Genomic DNA, 19330 nt, shown 5'->3' with positions numbered 1-19330 from the left:
CTAACTCTAATAGAGCTGTACCTCTCCCTTAAGGAACCTGTCCGAGAGCGTTGGCAGCCTGGACATGTACTCGTTGATGAGGCTGGCGATTTCCTGCCTGGAGTCAGAGGTAAGCTGAGCGCCCTTGTCCGGTATTACAGACACGTCAGCTATTAGCGGGTCGTCTATGGGCCTCCCTATCTGTCCGAGGAGCCTTACATAGACCTCCCTTATGTTAGGCACCTTAGCGTATATCAGCTGTGCGATCTCCATAGCTGCCACGTTGTAAATCTTGCCTACGTGGGTTACAGGGTTCTTGCCAGCCGCTGCCTCAAGGCTCATAGGCCTCATGGGAGTTATCAGCCCGTTGACCCTGTTGCCTCTTCCTGTGGCCCCGTCGTCCCCGTGCTCGGCGCTGGTCCCTGTGACTGTAAGGTAGAAGACCTCCTCTTCAGGTATATCGCCGCTGTTTATGTAAACCTTCACGTCATAGTCTGGCGCCAGCTTGCTTGCTAGATTAAGAACGGCATCCTTTATCTCCTCTTTCGCGCTCATGTACTCTTCTGGGCCGTTCACGAAGCGGCTTACTATGGCGTCGGCTACTGTCAGCTCTATGCTCTTGCCTCTCCTGAGGCCCATTACTTTGACGTCCTCGCCTGAGGCTGGAACCCTTGACTTAAACTCCTTGCTGTTGAGCAACCTCTCGGTTTCAAAGACCAGCCTCTCAAGCGTGCTGAGGGGTGCGAAGCCCGCTCCAAAGCTGGTATCGTTCGCCCTGTAAGTTGCAGTTCTCGACTCGAATATCCCCCTGAGATCCGCGCTGCCTTTTCCTACCTTGTAATCAACCACTACATGGACCTCGGGGTCCAGGAACCTGAGATTTCTTGATATCCAATCCTTCACGGCCTTTATTATAATCCTTCCTACCGGAACCTCCTCTATTCCTGAGGAAGTTCTGACCTCTGTCGTGGCTCTTCCAGACACTATAATGTATATAGGAGTTATAACATCGCCTCCTCCCCACTTGGGCGAGGCCTGGCCTCCTACCAGCAGCACCTTGTCCAAGTTATGATGCATTATGGTGCCGAAGTGCTCCTTATAGTAAGCGCTGAGCTGCCTGCTGGCCTCTTCAGCCACGGCGTCGCTTATGTAATCGGGATGACCAAGTCCTTTCCTCTCAACTAGCTCTACTTCCGTGTCCTCTATGGGCTGTTGACCTAACTGCCTCACCACTATGTTCCTTGTCACTTATACGCTCACCTGCGCGGGTTTCAGACCCCTCACAAATTTAAATTATACCCTAATTTAACGGAACGCCCAAGGATGTTAATCTGTTGTCAATACTCGCTCACAGACCTAAATCTTTGCTTGCAGACCTTATCCTTCTCTTAACATCGTCAGGCAGCGCCAGGTCCTCCTTACTGAAGTTGGCGGGCCCTAGTATTGCAAGCCCTTCGCCGTCCCTTATGTCGATATAATTAACCCTGAGATCATGAGGGGTCTGCCTCATCTTTTCAACTAAGATGTACCTTTTAAGCTCCCCACCTATAACTTTTCTTCCAAACCTTATTATACCATCGGCCACATGCTCAAGTCCCCACCCAAAGGCGCTGGACGTCGTTATAGCATACTGACTTGTCATGAGCACAGTAAAATCCCACCTGTAGAGGACCCTCTTTACGGCATAACTGTACTTCCTAGCCATGGCGGGTTTGTCAAGCCAGAACGTGCTCATACTGTCAATTATCAGCCTTGATCTGCCGTAGCCCAGCTTCCTCTTGGCCTCTATTACTTTGTTGACAAGGGTCTCGACGTCAACCTCTTCCAGGGACCACTCGTCGTTCTGAGACTTAAGAAGGGCGTCAATTACTATAGCCTTGCCTTCGTCAACAGCCTTATCCAGGTCCATGTTAAACATTTTGGCCTGCTTTATTATGCTTTCCCGGCTCTCCTCCGTGGTCACATAAATCACCTTGTCGTTATCCTTTATGCCCTGCCATGCGTAGTGAAGTGCGAAAACAGTCTTCCCAGTGCCCGGCTCCCCAACAACTGCCACAAAGAAGCCCCTAGGTATACCGCCTGCCAACATCCTGTCTATACCAGGAACTCCTGTTGAAAGCCTCTCTATGTGCACGGTCATCTTCGGCGCTTCCTAGTACTTTGTAGGGCTCAAAGTTAATATTTTGACTTTAGGCCTAAAATCTCTTTCATGCTTTCTGAAAGCCTTCCCGCCATCAGCTAGACGCTACCCCCACCGCCTTAAGCTAGACTTAAGAAGCCTGGCAGCCGTGGCCCTTAGGCCCTTGTCTATCAACACTATAATCCCATAGTAAGCTGCAAGGTACGGTATGCCCATCTCGGCAAGGACATATATTGATCTTAAGAGCCCCTTGCTGGGGGGTTCCAGCGGCTTAAAGAGGAGCGAAAGCAGAACCGCCAAAGCCGCATAAGCTAGGAGTTTCCCAGCGTAACTTCTTATGACCGACTTCCCGTAGCCAGAGACGAACTTGGAGTAGTAAATCGTAACGGATATCATAAACCTGGCCATGTATACCAAGGACCACGCTGTTATTAGCACAGCCACGGCCTCTCCTTTGAGCACAGCCAACGCGGCCGCCAACATAACCACATAAATTAGAGAGGGCACCGAAGCCATGATGTTAAGCCTCTCAAACTTGGGCAAGCTTTCCTCTCCAACCTCGCTTATTGAGCCCATAACAACGTTTGACAGTCCACCGTTGACTATCTCAATAATGGCCGTTATCATAAAAATAGTCAAAGCCATGGAGGCCCAAGAATACTTATAGTTAAACACATAGATGATATAGAGAGGATGAACGGCAGCGTATATCAAGAGCGGAGCCGCGAGCATAGCTACCAGGAATGTCGATCTCAGGCCGCCGGCCACGTCACTAGTAGTAAGTACGTACGTATGAAGATACCTTAGTCCTGTATTTGACGACTCCCTTACCAAAGTGGCTATCGCGGCCGCTATGAAGAAGGCTGCAACCACGTTGGGGCCTGCGAGTGGGTACGCTATTGTTGCGTCTAATGATGCTACAAACCCTGTAACGTAAGCTATTATCAGGGGCCTTGAGGTCCTGGCCCATTCATTTAAAGTGCTCCAGGGCGGCTCAATGGCCTTCCTTCCCAGAGCCTCGTAAAGCCACCTGAACCCAAGAGCCGTAGCTATTGATATTGATATTGATGTAGCTATAAAGACGTGAAGAAGCGAGGGCACCTCAACGTATAGGGCTAGAATTATCAGTAGTGAGTAAAGCAATCTATAGATTAGTAGGAGGAGGCCCAGCCTGAGGGGCCTCACCGCATCCATCATGGTAGTTATACCGCCCATTATAGATTGTAACATTACAGTAACTCCCGCAGCCATGGCTACTAAAAGGCCCACCTTTGCCTCTACATACTCCAACGCGAAGCCCAGGACGATGCCCATGAGGCCGCTCAGAAGGGAGAGTGCAAGTCCTGCAGTAAAGGACCCTCTTCTCCTGGTAACTAGATACCTATACATCCAAACTCCAAAGAGGCCTATAGGTATCGTTGCGTAGGTTATTATTCTCTTTGTCGCATATTGATATACAGCGTAGTCTACGTCGCTTAACCTTCTGGCCAGCAGTATGCTTACAGCGATATTTAGAACGAGGGCTGCGCCGTAAAGTACTATCCTTCCAAATATCAGCCTTGTTGGAGTGCGGCTCAAGGCGTTAAAGCACCGTTATTGGAGCAGCTTAAGCTCCTTAAGCTGAGATATAACATAAGACCTTATTTCGCCAAGCGACGGCAGATCGCGCACGAGCTTTCCGTTGTCTAAGTACTTAACCAACAGGGGAGTCGCCCTCCTGCCATCATCACATGTAGGGGGCTCTGCGCTCCACGGTACCACGTGGTGTTTCAATGCGCCACAGGAGTAAACCATCTTAGCCCCTGGCATCTTGCCCCTCTTCGAAATAGGCTCCCATCCGTTACCCCTGTCGACCTCCACGATATCCATACTGAGGTCGACGCTCTTAGGCATGGCTACGCTTGTTCCTACCCCAAAGCCGTCTGCCACGTCACGGAGTTCCGCTATCTCTTGCTCATCAAGCCCCCCACTGACTATAACCTTGACATTGTCGTAGCCGTGCAGCTTGAGCGTCCACTTGACCTCCTCGACAATGTCATGCATATTGCCTCTCCTGCTGGAGGGCGTGTCTAGCCTTATGCCCCACAGCTTTTCCTTAAGCAGCTCAGCCGCCGTGAGGGCCTCTATTCTCTCGTCATCAAAAGTGTCTGCCAGCGCTACTATGTTTATCTTATTGCCGTAAAGCTCTGCAAAGAGCTGCCACGCCTTCTTCTGGTCTCCCACAGTTATTATCAAGGCGTGAGGCATGGTGCCTTGGGGCGTGAGCCCTAGGTACTTCTCTGAGAGTATGCCACTCACCGAATCCGCCCCACCTATGAAGGCGGCCCTGTCAGCGGCTGGAAACACTGCAGGGTGCAAGGCCCTTAACCCAAAGAACAGGTATAGCTTGTCGCCGGCTGCAACGCGTATTCTGGCTGACTTAGTAGCTATGCTGCTCTCAAATCTTAGAACCCCAAGGACTGGCGCCTCAAAGGGGGCAAAGGCCTCATATGGAGCCTCTATGAGCATAAGCGGCGTCTTTCTCCTGAAAACCGTTCCCTCGGGAACAGAGTAAACGGTGAAAGGCTTGTCCTTAAGTATTGCTAGAGCCTCCTCCAGCCCCGCGTAAACTGCCCAGTCGCCCTCTGGAGGGTTGCTGTACAAGTGGACCTCCATTCTGACCTTCACATTACTCAGGTTAGCGAATCTTAGGACTTCCTGGGTGCGCTTGAAATATATGTCGCTCGCCTCACCGTTTGTTATCTCCTCCTTGGTGGCAACAAATATGCTTGGCTCCCTGGGCACTACGCTTCGCCCCCTCATTTAGACCATGTTAGCGATTTTAAAGTTCCCTAGGACAACGCTTAAGAAATCTTTGACTAGCTCAAAAGTTTAATCGCCATAATCCATTGAAATAGCAAGCCCAAGGGTAGCTACTGTGTAGTTTTAACAAAAGCTTATCTAGGCCAGTTCTCCTAATGAAGAAAACAGAGGCGAGCAAAGTGAAGGTTAGGGCCGTTGAAGCGAGAAGAATGAAGGGCAAGAAGGAGGTTGACGGCAAAGTCTATGAGTATGAGTACTACGCGCTGCCTCTGAACCTTTACATTAAGAAGTACGTTATTGAGAGGTGGGGCAGGGATTTCGTTGTAGAAGTTGATGAAGATACTGGAGTAGTGTGCATTAAGCCTAAGCAGATAGGTGACCTCCTGGGCCTTGCCAAGTGCCCTGCCATACCCCTCAAGGGGGGAAGCTGAGCTCATGGCCTGAATTTTATTATTAAATAATATCATTAATAAAGATGCTACTGGAAGGACTTTTGCGCCAGGGCTCTAGCGGCTAAACGACCTTGGCATTATGTGGCCTGCGCCTAGTATTAAGGCCTAAGTGACCTAAGGCAGCTATTATTGCGATTGCTCGATGAGCCCTCTCCTTTTGACAAGACTCACCACATCACCGTACCAGTGTTGCGCGACACGGGCTTCTCCGCGAGACACTTTATTATAAAATTAATATTAACCATCGTAGCAGTAGAGCGCTGAAGGTGAACTAGTTGCCACTCTTCGGGACAGCTGGAGCCAGGGGGCCGTTCCCAGAGAAAGTGAACCCTAGGCTCATATACGACATCTCGCTGACCGCCGCCAGATTAATAGCTAGCTCTAAGGGAAGCGCCGTAGTTGGTCACGACTCAAGACTGACAAGCCCCTTGCTCTCACTGGCTGCTGCCTCAGGCTTTATGGCTGGGGGGCTCGATGCCATCCTTATAGGCATAGCGCCGCTACCAGTAATAGCCCACGAGGTCAAGCGCTCCCGATCATCCCTTGGCGCGTCAATATCTGCTAGCCACAACCCTCCCATTGATAACGGTATAAAGCTGCTGAAAAAGGATGGCATGGAGCTCTTTAGGAGTGAGGAGGAGTCCATCGAAAGTAACCTTGGGTCTGTTCACGAGATTTCTTGGGACAAGGTGGGATCCTTTACCATGGAAACCTACGCCGTCGATTCATACATAAATGATGCCTTAGAATTTATAGATGCTAATAGCTGGAAAAGGCTTGAGAAGCCCAAGGTACTGGTGGACTGCGCCAACGGAGCCGCAAGCATAGTGACCCCAAAGCTGTTGAGGGAGGCCGGCATCGAAAAAATTGTGAGCATAAACTGTAACTTGGATGGGACTTTTCCTGGCAGGCTCCCAGAGCCCAGGCCTGACGTGATGGCGTCTATACAACCAATGCTTGAAAGCTCGGGAGCCGAGATGCTGCTTGCCCATGATGGTGACGCTGACAGGCTGGCACTGCTGGTGAGGGGGCTCGGCTTTGTCAAACAGGACCTCGTAATTGCTATGCTAGCCCGCCGTAAGTTAATGGATAAGAGAGGCGACATAGTTGTCTCAGTAGATGTTGGTTACGAGGTCCAGCAGGTTGTGGAAAGAATGGGAGGCAGAATCGTTAGGGCCCCGCTTGGGAGGTTACACGAGTACATAACAGGCAACACCCTGATGGCTGCCGAACCTTGGAAGCTTATAGATCCGGCCTGGGGGCCCTGGCCTGATGGCATCTACCAGGCGCTTCTGATAGTTGACGAAGTGATGAGAAGCGGCGCCTCAATCGATGAACTGGTGCTCTCCCTGCCATCATACCCTAGTGCGAGGCTCTCCTTTGTAGTGAGGGAGGATCACGACAAAGACCTCTTATACACGGGCCTCTCGCATCACATAGAAGAAGCCATTGGAACCAAGGTAGTTAACATGCTCACCCTGGACGGTGTTAGAGTCGAAGGTGAAGATGGAAGCTGGATACTTGTTAGAAAAAGCGGCACCGAAAGCAAGGTAAGAGTTTATGCCCAGGCTACAAGGCCTGCAAGACTTAAAGAGATAGTTGACAAAATTAAATCTATAGCTTTAAGTTCAGCGCAAGAGCTTAACATAGGTTTGGTCAACATCGAGGAGGCAGTAAGCATGATATAGCAGCTTTCACTTTTAAAGGGGCCTCGCTCAGCAGACGACTAGGTGTAAGCGTTGAACGGAGAAGAAAAGGGGGCTAACCCCTGGATTGACCTCTCAGAGAAGCTGGAGGAAAGGGCCCTTTACCTGGAGAAGGTATTGAAGGAGTTCATAATAAATGTCAGCTCCGCGAACCTTGACTCGCTACTTAAGGAAAACAGGATAGTGTTCCTTTATTTTACGGCCGAGTGGTGCGGCCCCTGTATAAACTTTTATAAGACCTTCAAGGACGTGGCGACGGAGCTACTAGTGCCCAGAGTCGCCTTCGGCAAAGTTGACGTGGACGCTGCTTATTCTGTTGCAGACAAGTACCAGGTAAGGCACATACCCTCAATACTAATAATATCTGACGGCAAGGTAGTTGATACTATAGTGGGCCAGGTAAGTAAAGACGAGCTCAAGAGAAGAATGAGCGCGTACGTTGGAAGGGCCTCCAAATAGCTCCTGAGGGCTGGGTCCTAGCCGTCCTTGAAACGGGTCTCCAAAACTGCCATCGCCGCGTGCACGTGCCAGCTATTGACTTAAGAGATTGCCAACTATACCGATACTTAGGCTACATTAGGCGTGGCCCTACGGATACTTGTACAGGCTTAAATAACTGACGCCTCCGTAAAATAATCTCAGGAGGTAACATAATTGGCTGTAACTGAAGTATCAAGAGCCCGCGTAGAGGGGCCGCCTACCCTGGCTGCCCCTGGCAGGCTTGTTAAGGAAGGCAATGAGGTATTTGTAGAAATAGCTGGGAAGAGAATTCCGATAGGTGGGCCTCTCCCTGAGCTGAGGGAAGGTGAGAAGCACGTAAACTACACGACGAGCCTCTGCCCAGTGTGCATGAGGCTCCTGCCAGCAAGAATCATAGAGAGGGACGGCAAGATCTACATAAGGAAGGTCTGTCCAGAGCACGGCGAGTTCGAGGAACTTTACTATGGGGACGCCAAGATCTACTATAAAATGATGAAGTATGAGGAGAGCGGCAAAGGAGCGGGCCACGTGAAGGCTTATGTAGCCCTTACGTTGCCATGCCCATATAACTGCGGCCTGTGTCCAATGCACGAAAACCACTCGGCGCTCGTAAACCTGGTGGTGACGAACAGGTGCGACCTGAGCTGCTACTACTGCTTCTTCTACGCAGAGAAGGCCGGTTATGTTTACGAACCATCCATAGAGCTGCTGAGGTACCAGGTTAGGCAGATAAAGAAGCAGGGCTTCACCATGGCAATCCAGATAACCGGCGGCGAGCCAACCCTAAGGGAAGATCTGCCAGAGATCATAAAGATGTTGAAGGAAGAGGGAGTAAAGCACATACAGCTTAACACCGCAGGAATTAAGTTCGCCGAGATGTACTTTAACGACCCAGAGGCCGCCATAAACTACGCGAGAACGCTCAGAGAGGCAGGCGTAAACACCGTCTACATGAGCTTTGACGGCGTAACACCTAAGGCTAACCCCAAGAACCACTGGGAGGTGCCCTTCATATTCGAGGTCTTCAGGAAGTCTGGCATGACGAGCGTGGTCCTCGTCCCGACGCTTATCAAGAACGCCAACTTTAACGAGATGGGCCTCATACTTAAGTTTGCAGGCAAGCACATGGACATAGTAAGGGCCGTCAACTTCCAGCCTGTGAGCCTAAGTGGGCAGCTGAAGAGAAGCGAAAGGGAAAAGATGAGGGTAACCATAGCTGACGCCATAAAAGGCATAGAGGAACAGACTGACGGCCAGATACCCGCAGATACATGGTACCCAATACCCGTGGCCGCCAAGTTCGCTAAGTTCGTAGAGGCGTCAGTTGGCAGCGAGCAGTTCTGCATGGCCAATCACCCCATGTGTGGCGCCGCTAACTACGTCTTCGTTGAGAGAGGACCTGACGGCGTGCCAACTAAGTTCGTTCCACTGGGGGACTTCTTCGACATAGAGGGCTTCATAGAGTTCCTTGACAAGGAAAGGTTTAACGTAGAGGACTCGAAGTTCAAGAAGTTGGCGTTGCTTAAGGGAGTCATAGACCTCAGGAAGTTCACCGACAAGGAGAGGATGCCGAAGGAGCTCAGCTTCTCCAAGCTGCTCACTAGTGTCCTGATAAGGAGGAACTATGACGCCCTGGGAGAGCTGCACTACAAGATGCTCTTCATAGGCATGATGCACTTCATGGACCTCTACAACTACGATGTGGAGAGGGTCAGGAGGTGCAACATACACTACACCATGCCCGACGGCAGGGTGGTGCCCTTCTGCACCTTCAATGTGATGGAGAGCCTCTATAGGGACTATATACAGGCTAAGTACAAGAAGATGGACCTACAGGTAAACAAGATGGAGGGCTTCAGCCCAGGAGAAAAGTACAACAGATCCAAATACATACTGAGGATAAAGAAGGACCCGCTCTACTATGAGACGTATAAGGGCCTTATTTACTAAAACCTTTCAAAAGCCCTCACTGCAAAGTTTACTCCTTTTTGCTATCCACGTTGATGCAGCTATCACTCACTTTGTTTATTTATGGCTAGATTCCTCTCTCACTTTCACCCTTAATGACCTTATACCTTAAGTGGATCCAGCCACCGCACAGTACCTTGAGTTCCCTCAGGTAGAGGTCCTGAAGCAGGCTCCTCTCGCCATTAATTACGCTTATGCCAGAGCCAAATACTACAGGTGAAAGCGTGATCCAGAGTTCGTCTACAAGCCCCTCCTTCAGAAATCTGTAACTGGTAGTTCCTCCGCCCTCTATCATTAACCTTCTTACGCCCATTTCAAATAGGGCGCGCACGGCAGCGCTTAGATCAACTTCAGGCCCTACGCCGGCCCTTATTATTACTATGCCTCTCTCCTTGTACTTAGCCAGCTCTTCTTCGCTATGATTCTCCGTGGTTATTATAACGCCCTTTCCAGGAATCGAAAACATGTCAAGAGTGGGAGGCACCTTGAGTGACGCGTCCACCACGACTCTTAATGGGTTTTTGCCGACGGCCTTCCTGACCGTCAGGGAAGGATTGTCCTTTATCGCAGTGTTGGCACCCACTAAAACTGCATCTGACCATGCCCTTAGTTTATGTTGAACTTTAAAATCTTCGTCGCAACTGAGCCTTGAAAAGCCTTCCTCGGTGGCTATACGCCCATCAACGCTCATAGTTGAAAATATTATAGTATAGGGCCTCATCTGATCCCCTAACGGTTTATGTGCTTTAGTTTTAATAAAATCGAAGGCCGTATACGGTACGGGGTGAACGTTGAAATTCATTAACGAGACTCTAGATGTTAGAACCAGGGACAGGTTTGACGTAATAGACGTAACTGATAGTGTCAGGGAGTTTCTTTACAGGAACAACGTAACAAACGGCCTCCTCATAATATCGGTGCCTCACACAACCGCGGCTGTCACTATAAATGAAGCCGAGGCAGGGCTCATGGATGATATACTAACCGCCGTAAAGAGGCTCTTTGAACCGGGAGGGCCATGGAAGCATAACCTAATAGATAACAACGCTCACGCGCATATAGCGGCATCATTCATAGGCAACTCTAGGTGTCTCACCGTGATAAATGGTAGCCCTAAGCTAGGTCGTTGGCAAAGGGTTCTGCTCATCGAAATGGATGGCCCAAGGACAAGGCATCTAGAGCTGACGTTCATCGGGGAGTGACCTAACTAAAGCGTTTTCAGCTCAACCCGTGGTAGTCCTTCACCTAGAGTAATAATTGCATATTTACCCATGCTCAGAGGCCCTGGATTTACCGAGAGCGTTACATCATTAAACTCTACTCCCGGGGACTCATGTACATGACCGAAGAGGTGAATCTTCGGCTTCAGTTCCCTGACCAGAAGCCCTATCTCAGGCAGTCCTATGTGAACTCCTATATACGCCAGGTCCAGCACACCTCTAGGCGGGTAATGAGTTACCAGCAGGTCTATGGGCTCGCTCCCGCTCACAGTCCTCCTCAGCTTCACAATGTCGCTCCTGAAGTCTATGCCCCCAACTCCCGCTATATTGAGGCCCTGCACCCTAACGAGCCTGCCGTCCACTAGAACTCCTCCTCCGTCCAAAGCCCTCCTTATGGAGGGATCATCCAGGTTGCCGGTCACCGCCAGCGCCTTCCCTGGACAGCAGGACGCCAGGAGCTCGGCGGTCTCTAAACACTCAAAGTCTCCAGAGGCTACCAGGAGATCGAACTTCTCAGAGGACAAAAACTCCCTAAAAATCTCGTGGTTACAGTGTATGTCAGAGATGTGAGCAATTATCATAGTACCACACCATATCTGGCCAGGTACTGCCTTAACCTGGCCATGGCCCTTAGCCTTTGTGCGTTTCCCAAAGCTGACTCCTCTATGGCCCTCGCCAGGTACTCTATGGCTTCCTCGGCAACCTTCCTGTCAAATGGGTATGGAACCCCATCCTTACCCCCAACCGCGTAAGCGTAAGCGAAGGGGTCCATTGACAAGGTAACTGGGTCCCTCTCCGAGGTTGGCACAGAATATATTACATCGGCTATGAGGGCCAAGGCCCTCACCACAGCGGGCCCGAGGCCTTCCACAGTGGCTAAGTCTTTCTCGTCCTGAGGCGGGTTCTTATAGATTATGTCAAGCGATCTAAGCAGCTGCCTCGAGGGCACGACCGGCCTATAATAGGCCTTTGGCTCTGACGCTTTGACTTCCCCCTCAATCTCGATGTACCTTAGGAGGTTAGGCGCGCCCAGGGCAGCGTTGCTCTGGGCCAGCAGCCTTAGAAGCCTCTCTTTGCCCTCGGCAATTATATCAAGGTAAGTTTTCCTGGCGGCTCCGCTCTCCTTTGCAGTCGCGTTGAGCGTTATTTTGCTGCGATATCCTGTGACGCCAGAGAAAGGCTCCTCTATCGAAGCCCTATCTATATGATACCGCCTTGCCATCCGTGTCCTTAAGTTCATACCCTGTTGAATTACAAGCTGAGGTCCCTTGTCCGTGAGCACCAGCGCATGTACGTACGTTTCATAACCGTCTTGCAAGAACGTCGAGGCGGCGCGGGCGGCTACCTTACTAAACGTGAAGGCCTCCTCAGAGTTTACCCCTAACAGCCTCTCGGCCTTTTCAGCCTCTTCCTTCACCTGCAGCATCCTCTTGCCCTTACCGCCAAGTACTAGAAAACCCAGCTCGTTGGACCAGCTGATCTCCTTAAGCAACGTTACCACCACGGTTGTGCTCCCGCTGCTATCCCAATCCATCCCAATGACGTTGTTAAATGCCTGGAACCAGAAGGGGTCAGCCAAGGCCCTCACTAGGCCATCAGGTCCTCTTTCGTCAACGATAACCTTAACTATGCTCTCTGTAAGAGACCTCATAACCTTTAGCATCCAAGGAGGTACGTGGCCGTCATGTAATGGGAGGTCGGCGGCGCCTGTCAACTGTTGGCCCCGTAAAAGGTTGCCCAGCGAACCTTAATTGTTTTGGACTTCGGATTAGCTTTGCGCCATTTAATGCAAAACGTGGCCGTCAGGCTCGATTTATGCGGTCAGCAGTTTAGCTCAATGCCGTTACGGCTTAGGGCCTCCAAGATCTTCGAACTATTAGACAGCTTAGCTATCACGTCTTTAGCTTCTTTACATGAGGAAGTAACTATGTCAGATACCTTAAAGCCAAGGGCTTCATAATAGCGACCCTGAAGCACCGTTGAGACCAGGTCACCCACCTTAGCCGCTTGGGCCTCAGGGGTCTTCCCTTCAGAGTATTCCATGGCAGAGGCTTTTATAAGGCGACTGATTTCTAGGCCTTCTATGGCTCTCCTTTCGGCGGCCTCCTTTTCCTCCTTAATGTCCGCGCTCCTTGATATATCGCCTATAACTGATTCGCCTATGTCGTGAACTAACGCTATGAATGCCGCCTTAAAGGGGTCGAGGCCTGCTGAAGAGGCCACTTCCGCCGCTATGAGCGCTGAAGCGAACGAGTGCTGAGAGACGCTTTCAGCCAATGAAGATGGGACTCCCCTTAACATCCAGCCAGTCCTTGAGAGCGAGTTCAGGGCTACTATGACATCGGGCAGCCTCATCCTGGGTCACCCATATGGCCGTTGATCACAAATCTATAAAAGAAAAGATAGGATTCAAAGTGAGCTGAAAACCTCGCCCCTTCTAGAGGCGGCGCAGCTCACCTTGAGTTAAACCTACGCGACTAGGTAAGTTCATCTTCATCACTTAGAAACGTATATGGCTGGCTTACCTGGCAGAGCGTTGCTCTTCCTTGGTGAGACGCCCTCCTCCTCCTCCTCAATTCTTATTTCAATTCCTCCCAGCTCTCTTGAAAGGAAGTCCCTGGCCTCGGCCAGAGCTTTAAGCTCCACGTCCCTTGAGACCAGCAACTCTAGCACCTCTGGGCTTCTGAGCACGCTCTGCAGCACTTTTGACAGCTCCTGGCGGGGCACGCCATAATCTTTCCCCATGACATCTTTAACAGCTTCCTTTAATGGTTTGCCAGCGTCCACTGCCCTCTTGAGGTCGCTGAGAACTGCGTACTTCCACTCGGCCGCCACGGTAACTGTAACGCTCTTGGCTGCACCTAGGAGGCCTATGACGTCCCTTACATCGTTTAACAGAACCTCTACTATCCTCTCCGCCGTTTCAACGTCATCCCTTATCAGCCTCTCATCGTATTCAGGCCACTTTTCCGTGACAACAAATGTGGTGTGGCCGGTAACATGCCAAGCCTCCTCAGCCGTGTGAGGGGCGAAGGGGGCCAGCATCAAGGTGACGTATTCGATGTACTTCTTCAACAGGTCCCTGTTAGGCGTCCCAGCCCTCTTGAGGTACCACCTGAACTTGTTCTGCAACTCGTAGAAGGCCAAAGTAAAGGCTGTCTTGAACTTCAGCTGCTCCATGCTCTCAGTTACTCTCTTAACGGTTGAGTTCAGCGTGCTCTCAAACCAGTCGTCTATAGCTAACCTCTCGTCCCTACCTTTCCCGTAGTTGTCCTTAACGAAGTCAAGCCAGTCAACTAGGCCTGAGAGCGCGGTATCCACGTCACGTAAGGTGAAGTTAGCGTCATCAAGTCCGCCGTCAGCGCCGGCTAGCACCTCTGCAATGCGCGTGGCGTCAGCTCCGGCCTCATTGAGCATTTGACGTAGTGTTATAAAGTTCCCAGTTGACTTGCTCATCTTGGCGCCATTTATCAGAACCCAGCCGTTTATTCCTATGCCGCGGGGCCAGAGGCTCTCATCAAATATTGCCGCGTGATGGTACATGAAGAACAGCAGATGGTTCTGCATCAGGTCCTTGCCGCTTATCCTAAGGTCTACCGGGTACCAGTAGGTGAACTCCCTCCTCGCTGCCTCTATGAGCTCCAGGGGCAGTCCCGTGGACCTTGATACTTCCTCGGCTGATCCCCTGCCAAGGAATACGTAGTCGAAGAACTCAGGCTTAAGCTGTTCAGGGTTTACCTTGCCCTGCAGCAAATAGTCTATGGTGTAGTAGGCCATGTATATTGTAGAGTCGCTGAGGCTCTCTATGACCCAGTCCTTATCCCAAGGCAGCGGCGTGCCCAGCTCGTTCTGATGAGTGCACGCCCAGTCCTTGAGCCAGTCGACGAGCTGCATGAAGTCTGACTTAAGGTGCGGAGGGTAGATGTTCATGTTAGAGAGCAGCTTCTTAGTCCTCAGCTTCCACCCCTCGTCACTGTAGGTGAGGAACCACTGGTTCTCGACGAACTTAACGTGGGTCCTGGCGCCGCACCTGCAGTAGACCTTAGAGGGAAGGGTGTAGACCTTGATCGCGTGGCCTAGTTTAACGAGCTCGCTCTCTATGGCTGGCCTGGCCTCTATAACTTTAAGTCCCTCGTAGCTTCCCACCTCGCCTTTCATTACACCCATGTAGTACTCCCTTGAGTAGAGGTCCTTAGTTGCCTTCTCGAGAAGGTCCCTGTCCTCTTGGCTCTTAGCGCCAAGCTTAGATACTATGCTCTCTGCTGGTATCCCCTTAAGCCCAGGCGTCTCTATTATCTTCTTGACCCTTATTGAGCGAACTTCTGATGGGTCTATGCCATACTCTCTTAACGCGTCCTCGTTCATCTTCTTTAGGTCCATCAGTGCGACGTAGTCATAGGGGGCGTGTGCCGGAACGCTCATGACGAGCCCAGTGCCCTCGTCTGGCACGACAAATGTGGCCGGCAGGACAGGCACCACTGCGTTTGTCAAGGGCACTATGACTTTGACTCCTATGAGCTCGCGGGCGGAAACCCTACCTATAATCTTAACCTCGTGCCTCTGATCCGCCAGCTCCTCAGCCATATACTCATTAAGTATAACCCTCTTTCCGTCAACCTCTGCTAGCACATATTCAGAGGCGGGATTGACCCACAGGTTAGTCACGCCTAATATGGTCTCAGGCCTGTATGTTAGGGTGGCTAAGTAGGTATCGCTGTTCATCTGCTTGAACAGCACTATAGTAGCCTCAACAGGACCTATGCCTACATACTCATCAGGCCTATCGTGGTCGCCTACGACTTTCTTCTCGTGGGGGCACCAGACTACGGGGTGCTCTCCTTTCCTTATATAACCCAGGTCTCGCAACTTAAGGTACTGCCACTCGACAAACTTGCTGAAGTAAGGATTAAGACTTGTAGTGAAGAACTCCCTCCTCCAGTCTATGCTAAGTCCATACCTCATGAGGTCCTTCTTCCACTCCTGAGTGAAGTACCTGACCCACGTGGCGGGGTCCTTAAACTGCGGTATCACGGATTCGGGCACTCCCATGGACTTAAGTTCGTTCAGTATTTTTGCGTCGCCCTCGCTGAGCCTGCGAGCGGCGGCCACTATTGGACCTCCCGTGGCGTGCCAGCCCTGAGGAAAGAGGACGTTATAGCCCCTCATCCTCTTATACCTTGCCGTTATATCAACCCTGAGTATGGTGAACGCGCTGCCCAGGTGAGGTAAGCCATTCATATACGGAAATGGAAATGTGACGAAGAACTTAGGTTTTGATGGATCGACGTTAGCTTCATAGACCTTAGCTCTGCTCCACTCGGCTTGCCACTTATCCTCTATGGACTTCAATCTTTCAGCCGCTCTTACATTTGTTATTAGCGTCAACCGCTCCACCTTCTCTGGGCATTACCTAAGACCCTAACTTAAAAGCTGTTGCCCACTCGCAGCTTAAACTAGGCTATAACCCAAGAGAACCTTAAAGTTTTCAACGAGCTTAACATATATAATAAGCTCAGCTGTGACAGCCTCAGTGGTAGTAAGAGATGAGCGGGGAGGAGAGAGCTGAGATAGTAAGGCATGTGCAGGCCGAGGCAAAAGTAGGCAAGGCACTTAAAAACATTGCCATGATAAGCCTTAAGCCTGATGACCTAGCGAGCCCCGCATCCTTCCAGATGGCTATATCAAGGCTTTACGAGTCCATAATGAAGATGATGGAGTCAGGAGGGCCTGAACAGACCTACATAGCCGAGGTGAGGTTCACTGACGACCTGGGTAACCCGGTCAGCATCGCAATAGATTTAGGCAAGGAAACGCCGCCCTTCTCATCGCAGAAGGTTAAAGCTGAAATAACCATTAGGCTCTACGAGGAGGAATGACGGAGGCCACGCCTCTTTAAATCCATGATATTAAGCCCTGCCCACTCTATATTCCTAAGATAAGGCAAGCTCCTCAAGCCACTTGTTTATAGCTGCAGCAAATGACACTAGCACTGCCGCCCCTCTCTGCTCGTCGCTGAGCATTTTATGCGGCGACACCAGCCAGCCCATGCAGTCGGCGAAGAGCTCCAGGTCACTTCTGTAGGCTTCCAGGCTCTCACCCTCCAAGGCCTTAGATGCGGCCACGAGAAGCGAGGCTACGGCCCTATAGCCCATGCAGTCAACGACGTCGGCAGCGCTGGAGAGGGGCTCGCCCATGAGGTTAATTATTCCATCAGCGTGGTCCCTCAAGTTAACCTTAGCTATCAGCTCATCATAAAGAAGTGACGCATAAACGGACAGCTGGGCCGCGGCGCTGCCTCTAGTGGACCCTGCTATAAAGAGGAGCCTGGCGACCTCATCGGCTATCCCCTTTATATCCTCCATGTAAAGCTCCGCGGCAGCGGGCTGCGAGCCAGTCTCTACGTCGCTGGACATAGCACGCACCTCTGGAGAGAAAGTAAGGTGAAGGCCTCCCTTTTTGGAAGGAGGCCTATACACTAACCTTGACGCCTAATATACCTACAGCTTCAGCTTAAAAGGCACGTCCACTAGAAGTTAAGAACTTGCCTGCTCGGCTAATTTAACTTAAAGGCTGCTGTAGGCTCTTCTCAGCTTAAAGATCGTGTGAGTCCCTTAGAGAAGAAGTTTAAGCTCCCTGGCTGTGCCTAGACAATAGGATGAAGAGTAGAACCCGGACAGCGGAGGGCACCCCCAATGATGAATCCTAGTCCATCAGACCCCTGACGATTCTCCCTTAGGTTACATCAAAAGCGGCGTTAGCCTTCAACGTTTTTAATAACTAACTACATATTTATCAAAATAAATAACATTATATACGTTATAATGTACTAGGTGAAACATTTTTATAAAGGACACATATACTTATACTTAGAATCTAAAACTGGCGGTGCGAGGTGTCCAGCATCAACGTATGGCAACAGCTCGTGGACTACGGCTCGTGGAGCACCAGGGCCATGTCGATTGTCGGCATAGGTATACACTGGGGGATCCTCCAGTACGTCCTCGGTCTTCCATTCATGGCCTTCATAGCGGAGCTCATATACTTCAAGACGAAGGACCCTGACTGGATGAGGATAGCTAAGGTCCTAGTTAAGGGCACAGCGCTAGTCTTCGCCGTAGGGGCTGCCACGGGCACCCTAGTGGAGTTCGGCCTCATAACCGTGTGGCCCAGGGTCCTCACAGCCGTTGGAAAGTGGCTCTACTTCCCGATGTACGCCGAGGTCTTCGCGTTTATCATGGAGGTCCTGGTCATTTACATGCTGTGGTATGGCTGGGACAAGCTGTCGCCTAAGGCCAGGCTAGTCCTAACGTTCTTCGCGTTCGTGGGCCCATGGTACTCAGGTGCCATGATAGTCGCTGCAAACGCCTATATGCAGGTGCCCACTGGCTTAATACCTGACTATAATGCAACTACCGGCCAGTGGCTTTATGCTGAGGGCTATCCAAAGCTGACCCTCGTGATACCTAACAGCATAGCGTCACTGCTGAACATAACGACCCTCCAGTCACTTCACGTCCAGATAATGGGCACCACCAGCGATGGCGTTATAGCTGCCGTGCCAGTTACTATAGTAGACAGGCTAGTCTATGAGTCGTTTGCGGGCTACACATTAAACCAGAGCATACTAAAGCTTGTGCTGAAGCCAAGCGCCTTAAATGACCCAGGGCTGGCGGCTGTGCCGGTGCTCAACGTAGTCAACTCAATAATGGACTCCACTGTAAGGTACTACAACATATACCTGTACCTGTTTGAGAGCCCTGACTTTGCCCCTTCCGTGATGCACTCCATAGGTGCTGGCCTAACTGTATCAGGCTTCACTGCAATGGCCGGCTTCGGGACCAGGCTGCTGAGCGTCAAGGATAAGAGGTATAAGGAGTACCTGCTCAAGGCGTTCAAGTTCTCAGTGGTCTTCTCACTCATAGTGATCATATACCAGGGCCTCATAGCTGGTCACGAGATGGGCGTAGCTGTGGCGCACTATCAGCCTGAGAAGTTCGCCGCCTTCGAGGGTCTAGGCGTCCCAGGCTTCACCTCCATAGCTGAGCTGCTCCACACTGGACCCATAGAGAAGCTCCTGGCCTATGGCACCTTGAGCGCGCACCTGCCAAACTATGGCTACCTTATGACGCACTACAGCAGCTGGGGCAACCTCTCGCCAACATTAGGAGTGCCCGGCACTTCGACTTACCTGCCGCCACTAATAGCAGATTACGCTTACTACGCCATGGTAATTCTTGGCGTAGCACTAGGCGTCTATGCTCTGATACTAACAGGTTACATAGTGTTCCACAGGGCTGACAGGATACCCAGGTTCTGGCTTTACCTCCTTGTTCCAGCCGCCGTGCTAGCGCAGCTCTCAAGCTACATGGGCTGGGCTGCCAGGGAAATAGGAAGACTGCCATGGGTAGTATACGGCATGATGACGCTAAGCGACACTATTACAGTTAACGTACCACCGGCCTGGGGCGAGGCCCTCTTCAGCGTGTTCTACATAGTCATAGGCGCCGCGCTGGTCTATGCTGTTTACAGGTTCCTCTGGGTGCCCTCCAAGAGGGAGGTCCTTGATGAGGTGACGTATTAAGG

Annotated in this window: 17 protein-coding genes; 7 read left to right on the top strand and 10 right to left on the bottom strand. The window is 51.1% G+C overall.

All coding sequences use genetic code 11. The features are described 5' to 3' along the window. Nucleotides 1-6: 6 nt before the first annotated feature. The 4 genes from ACP5H1_RS00970 to ACP5H1_RS00955 form a co-directional block, all read right to left on the bottom strand. On the bottom strand, nt 7-1227 hold the full coding sequence (locus tag ACP5H1_RS00970) for a methionine adenosyltransferase (protein ID WP_427970723.1): 1221 nt from the start codon (nt 1225-1227) through the stop codon (nt 7-9). A 100-nt stretch (nt 1228-1327) separates the two neighbouring features. Continuing rightward, a complete protein-coding gene (locus tag ACP5H1_RS00965) occupies nt 1328-2119 on the bottom strand; it encodes a KaiC domain-containing protein (RefSeq protein ID WP_427970722.1) in 792 nt (263 codons plus the stop codon). 105 nt (nt 2120-2224) lie between these two features. Continuing rightward, complete coding sequence (locus ACP5H1_RS00960; RefSeq protein WP_427970720.1) at nt 2225-3697, bottom strand: hypothetical protein; 1473 nt, start codon at nt 3695-3697, stop codon at nt 2225-2227. Nucleotides 3698-3712: 15 nt separating this feature from the next. Next, nucleotides 3713-4921 (bottom strand): nicotinate phosphoribosyltransferase, encoded by a 1209-nt coding sequence (locus ACP5H1_RS00955; RefSeq protein ID WP_427970718.1) that lies wholly within the window; start codon nt 4919-4921, stop codon nt 3713-3715. Nucleotides 4922-5100: 179 nt separating this feature from the next. On the opposite strand from ACP5H1_RS00955, the gene ACP5H1_RS00950 reads away from it, so the two are divergent. The 4 genes from ACP5H1_RS00950 to tes all read left to right on the top strand — a co-directional run bounded on the left by ACP5H1_RS00950 (nt 5101) and on the right by tes (nt 9509). Further along, a complete protein-coding gene (locus ACP5H1_RS00950; RefSeq protein WP_427970716.1) occupies nt 5101-5352 on the top strand; it encodes a hypothetical protein in 252 nt (83 codons plus the stop codon). A gap of 296 nt (nt 5353-5648) precedes the next feature. Next, nucleotides 5649-7061, top strand: coding sequence for a phosphoglucomutase (locus ACP5H1_RS00945; RefSeq protein ID WP_427970714.1), 1413 nt, complete (start codon nt 5649-5651; stop codon nt 7059-7061). Nucleotides 7062-7112: 51 nt separating this feature from the next. Further along, nucleotides 7113-7538 (top strand): thioredoxin family protein, encoded by a 426-nt coding sequence (locus ACP5H1_RS00940; RefSeq protein WP_427970712.1) that lies wholly within the window; start codon nt 7113-7115, stop codon nt 7536-7538. A 195-nt stretch (nt 7539-7733) separates the two neighbouring features. Next, nucleotides 7734-9509, top strand: coding sequence for a tetraether lipid synthase Tes (gene tes, locus ACP5H1_RS00935; RefSeq protein WP_427970710.1), 1776 nt, complete (start codon nt 7734-7736; stop codon nt 9507-9509). 85 nt (nt 9510-9594) lie between these two features. Here tes and ACP5H1_RS00930 read toward each other — a convergent pair whose 3' ends face one another. After that, nucleotides 9595-10248, bottom strand: a complete 654-nt coding sequence (locus tag ACP5H1_RS00930; protein ID WP_427970760.1) for a dihydrofolate reductase family protein — start codon at nt 10246-10248, stop codon at nt 9595-9597. A gap of 70 nt (nt 10249-10318) precedes the next feature. Here ACP5H1_RS00930 and ACP5H1_RS00925 point away from each other — a divergent pair, with 70 nt between their 5' ends. Beyond that, nucleotides 10319-10729, top strand: coding sequence for a secondary thiamine-phosphate synthase enzyme YjbQ (locus tag ACP5H1_RS00925; RefSeq protein ID WP_427970708.1), 411 nt, complete (start codon nt 10319-10321; stop codon nt 10727-10729). 5 nt (nt 10730-10734) lie between these two features. Here the strand turns inward: ACP5H1_RS00925 and ACP5H1_RS00920 are convergent, their stop codons facing one another. The 4 genes from ACP5H1_RS00920 to leuS form a co-directional block, all read right to left on the bottom strand. Further along, nucleotides 10735-11328: a metallophosphoesterase family protein gene (locus ACP5H1_RS00920; protein WP_427970706.1), complete on the bottom strand. Its 594-nt coding sequence runs from the start codon at nt 11326-11328 to the stop codon at nt 10735-10737. Beyond that, on the bottom strand, nt 11325-12461 hold the full coding sequence (locus ACP5H1_RS00915) for a DUF763 domain-containing protein (RefSeq protein ID WP_427970705.1): 1137 nt from the start codon (nt 12459-12461) through the stop codon (nt 11325-11327). Before ACP5H1_RS00915 ends, ACP5H1_RS00920 begins: the two co-directional genes overlap by 4 nt. 107 nt (nt 12462-12568) lie before the next feature. Then, nucleotides 12569-13102 (bottom strand): HD domain-containing protein, encoded by a 534-nt coding sequence (locus ACP5H1_RS00910; protein ID WP_427970703.1) that lies wholly within the window; start codon nt 13100-13102, stop codon nt 12569-12571. A gap of 141 nt (nt 13103-13243) precedes the next feature. After that, a complete protein-coding gene (gene leuS / locus ACP5H1_RS00905; protein ID WP_427970701.1) occupies nt 13244-16141 on the bottom strand; it encodes a leucine--tRNA ligase in 2898 nt (965 codons plus the stop codon). Nucleotides 16142-16290: 149 nt separating this feature from the next. Between leuS and ACP5H1_RS00900 the strand changes: the two genes are divergently transcribed. Next, nucleotides 16291-16623, top strand: a complete 333-nt coding sequence (locus ACP5H1_RS00900) for a hypothetical protein (RefSeq protein WP_013267064.1) — start codon at nt 16291-16293, stop codon at nt 16621-16623. 54 nt (nt 16624-16677) lie between these two features. Here ACP5H1_RS00900 and ACP5H1_RS00895 read toward each other — a convergent pair whose 3' ends face one another. Continuing rightward, nucleotides 16678-17160: a hypothetical protein gene (locus tag ACP5H1_RS00895; protein ID WP_427970699.1), complete on the bottom strand. Its 483-nt coding sequence runs from the start codon at nt 17158-17160 to the stop codon at nt 16678-16680. 479 nt (nt 17161-17639) lie between these two features. On the opposite strand from ACP5H1_RS00895, the gene ACP5H1_RS00890 reads away from it, so the two are divergent. Next, on the top strand, nt 17640-19328 hold the full coding sequence (locus tag ACP5H1_RS00890; protein ID WP_427970697.1) for a cytochrome ubiquinol oxidase subunit I: 1689 nt from the start codon (nt 17640-17642) through the stop codon (nt 19326-19328). The last annotated feature ends 2 nt before the right edge of the window (nt 19329-19330 follow it).

Source organism: Acidilobus sp. (assembly GCF_049973875.1).
Classification (GTDB): domain Archaea; phylum Thermoproteota; class Thermoprotei_A; order Sulfolobales; family Acidilobaceae; genus Acidilobus.
Note: the sequence above shows the minus strand (reverse complement) of the source record. Positions and strands in the feature narration are given on the sequence as shown.

What these genes read in the sequence shown, in the direction of transcription:
- ACP5H1_RS00955 (WP_427970718.1), bottom strand. Translation starts at nt 4,921, where the DNA reads ATGAGGGGGCGAAGCGTAGTGCCCAGGGAGCCAAGCATATTTGTTGCC.
- ACP5H1_RS00920 (WP_427970706.1), bottom strand. Translation starts at nt 11,328, where the DNA reads ATGATAATTGCTCACATCTCTGACATACACTGTAACCACGAGATTTTT.
- ACP5H1_RS00900 (WP_013267064.1), top strand. Translation starts at nt 16,291, where the DNA reads ATGAGCGGGGAGGAGAGAGCTGAGATAGTAAGGCATGTGCAGGCCGAG.
- ACP5H1_RS00895 (WP_427970699.1), bottom strand. Translation starts at nt 17,160, where the DNA reads ATGTCCAGCGACGTAGAGACTGGCTCGCAGCCCGCTGCCGCGGAGCTT.
- ACP5H1_RS00910 (WP_427970703.1), bottom strand. Translation starts at nt 13,102, where the DNA reads ATGAGGCTGCCCGATGTCATAGTAGCCCTGAACTCGCTCTCAAGGACT.
- ACP5H1_RS00930 (WP_427970760.1), bottom strand. Translation starts at nt 10,248, where the DNA reads ATGAGGCCCTATACTATAATATTTTCAACTATGAGCGTTGATGGGCGT.
- ACP5H1_RS00965 (WP_427970722.1), bottom strand. Translation starts at nt 2,119, where the DNA reads ATGACCGTGCACATAGAGAGGCTTTCAACAGGAGTTCCTGGTATAGAC.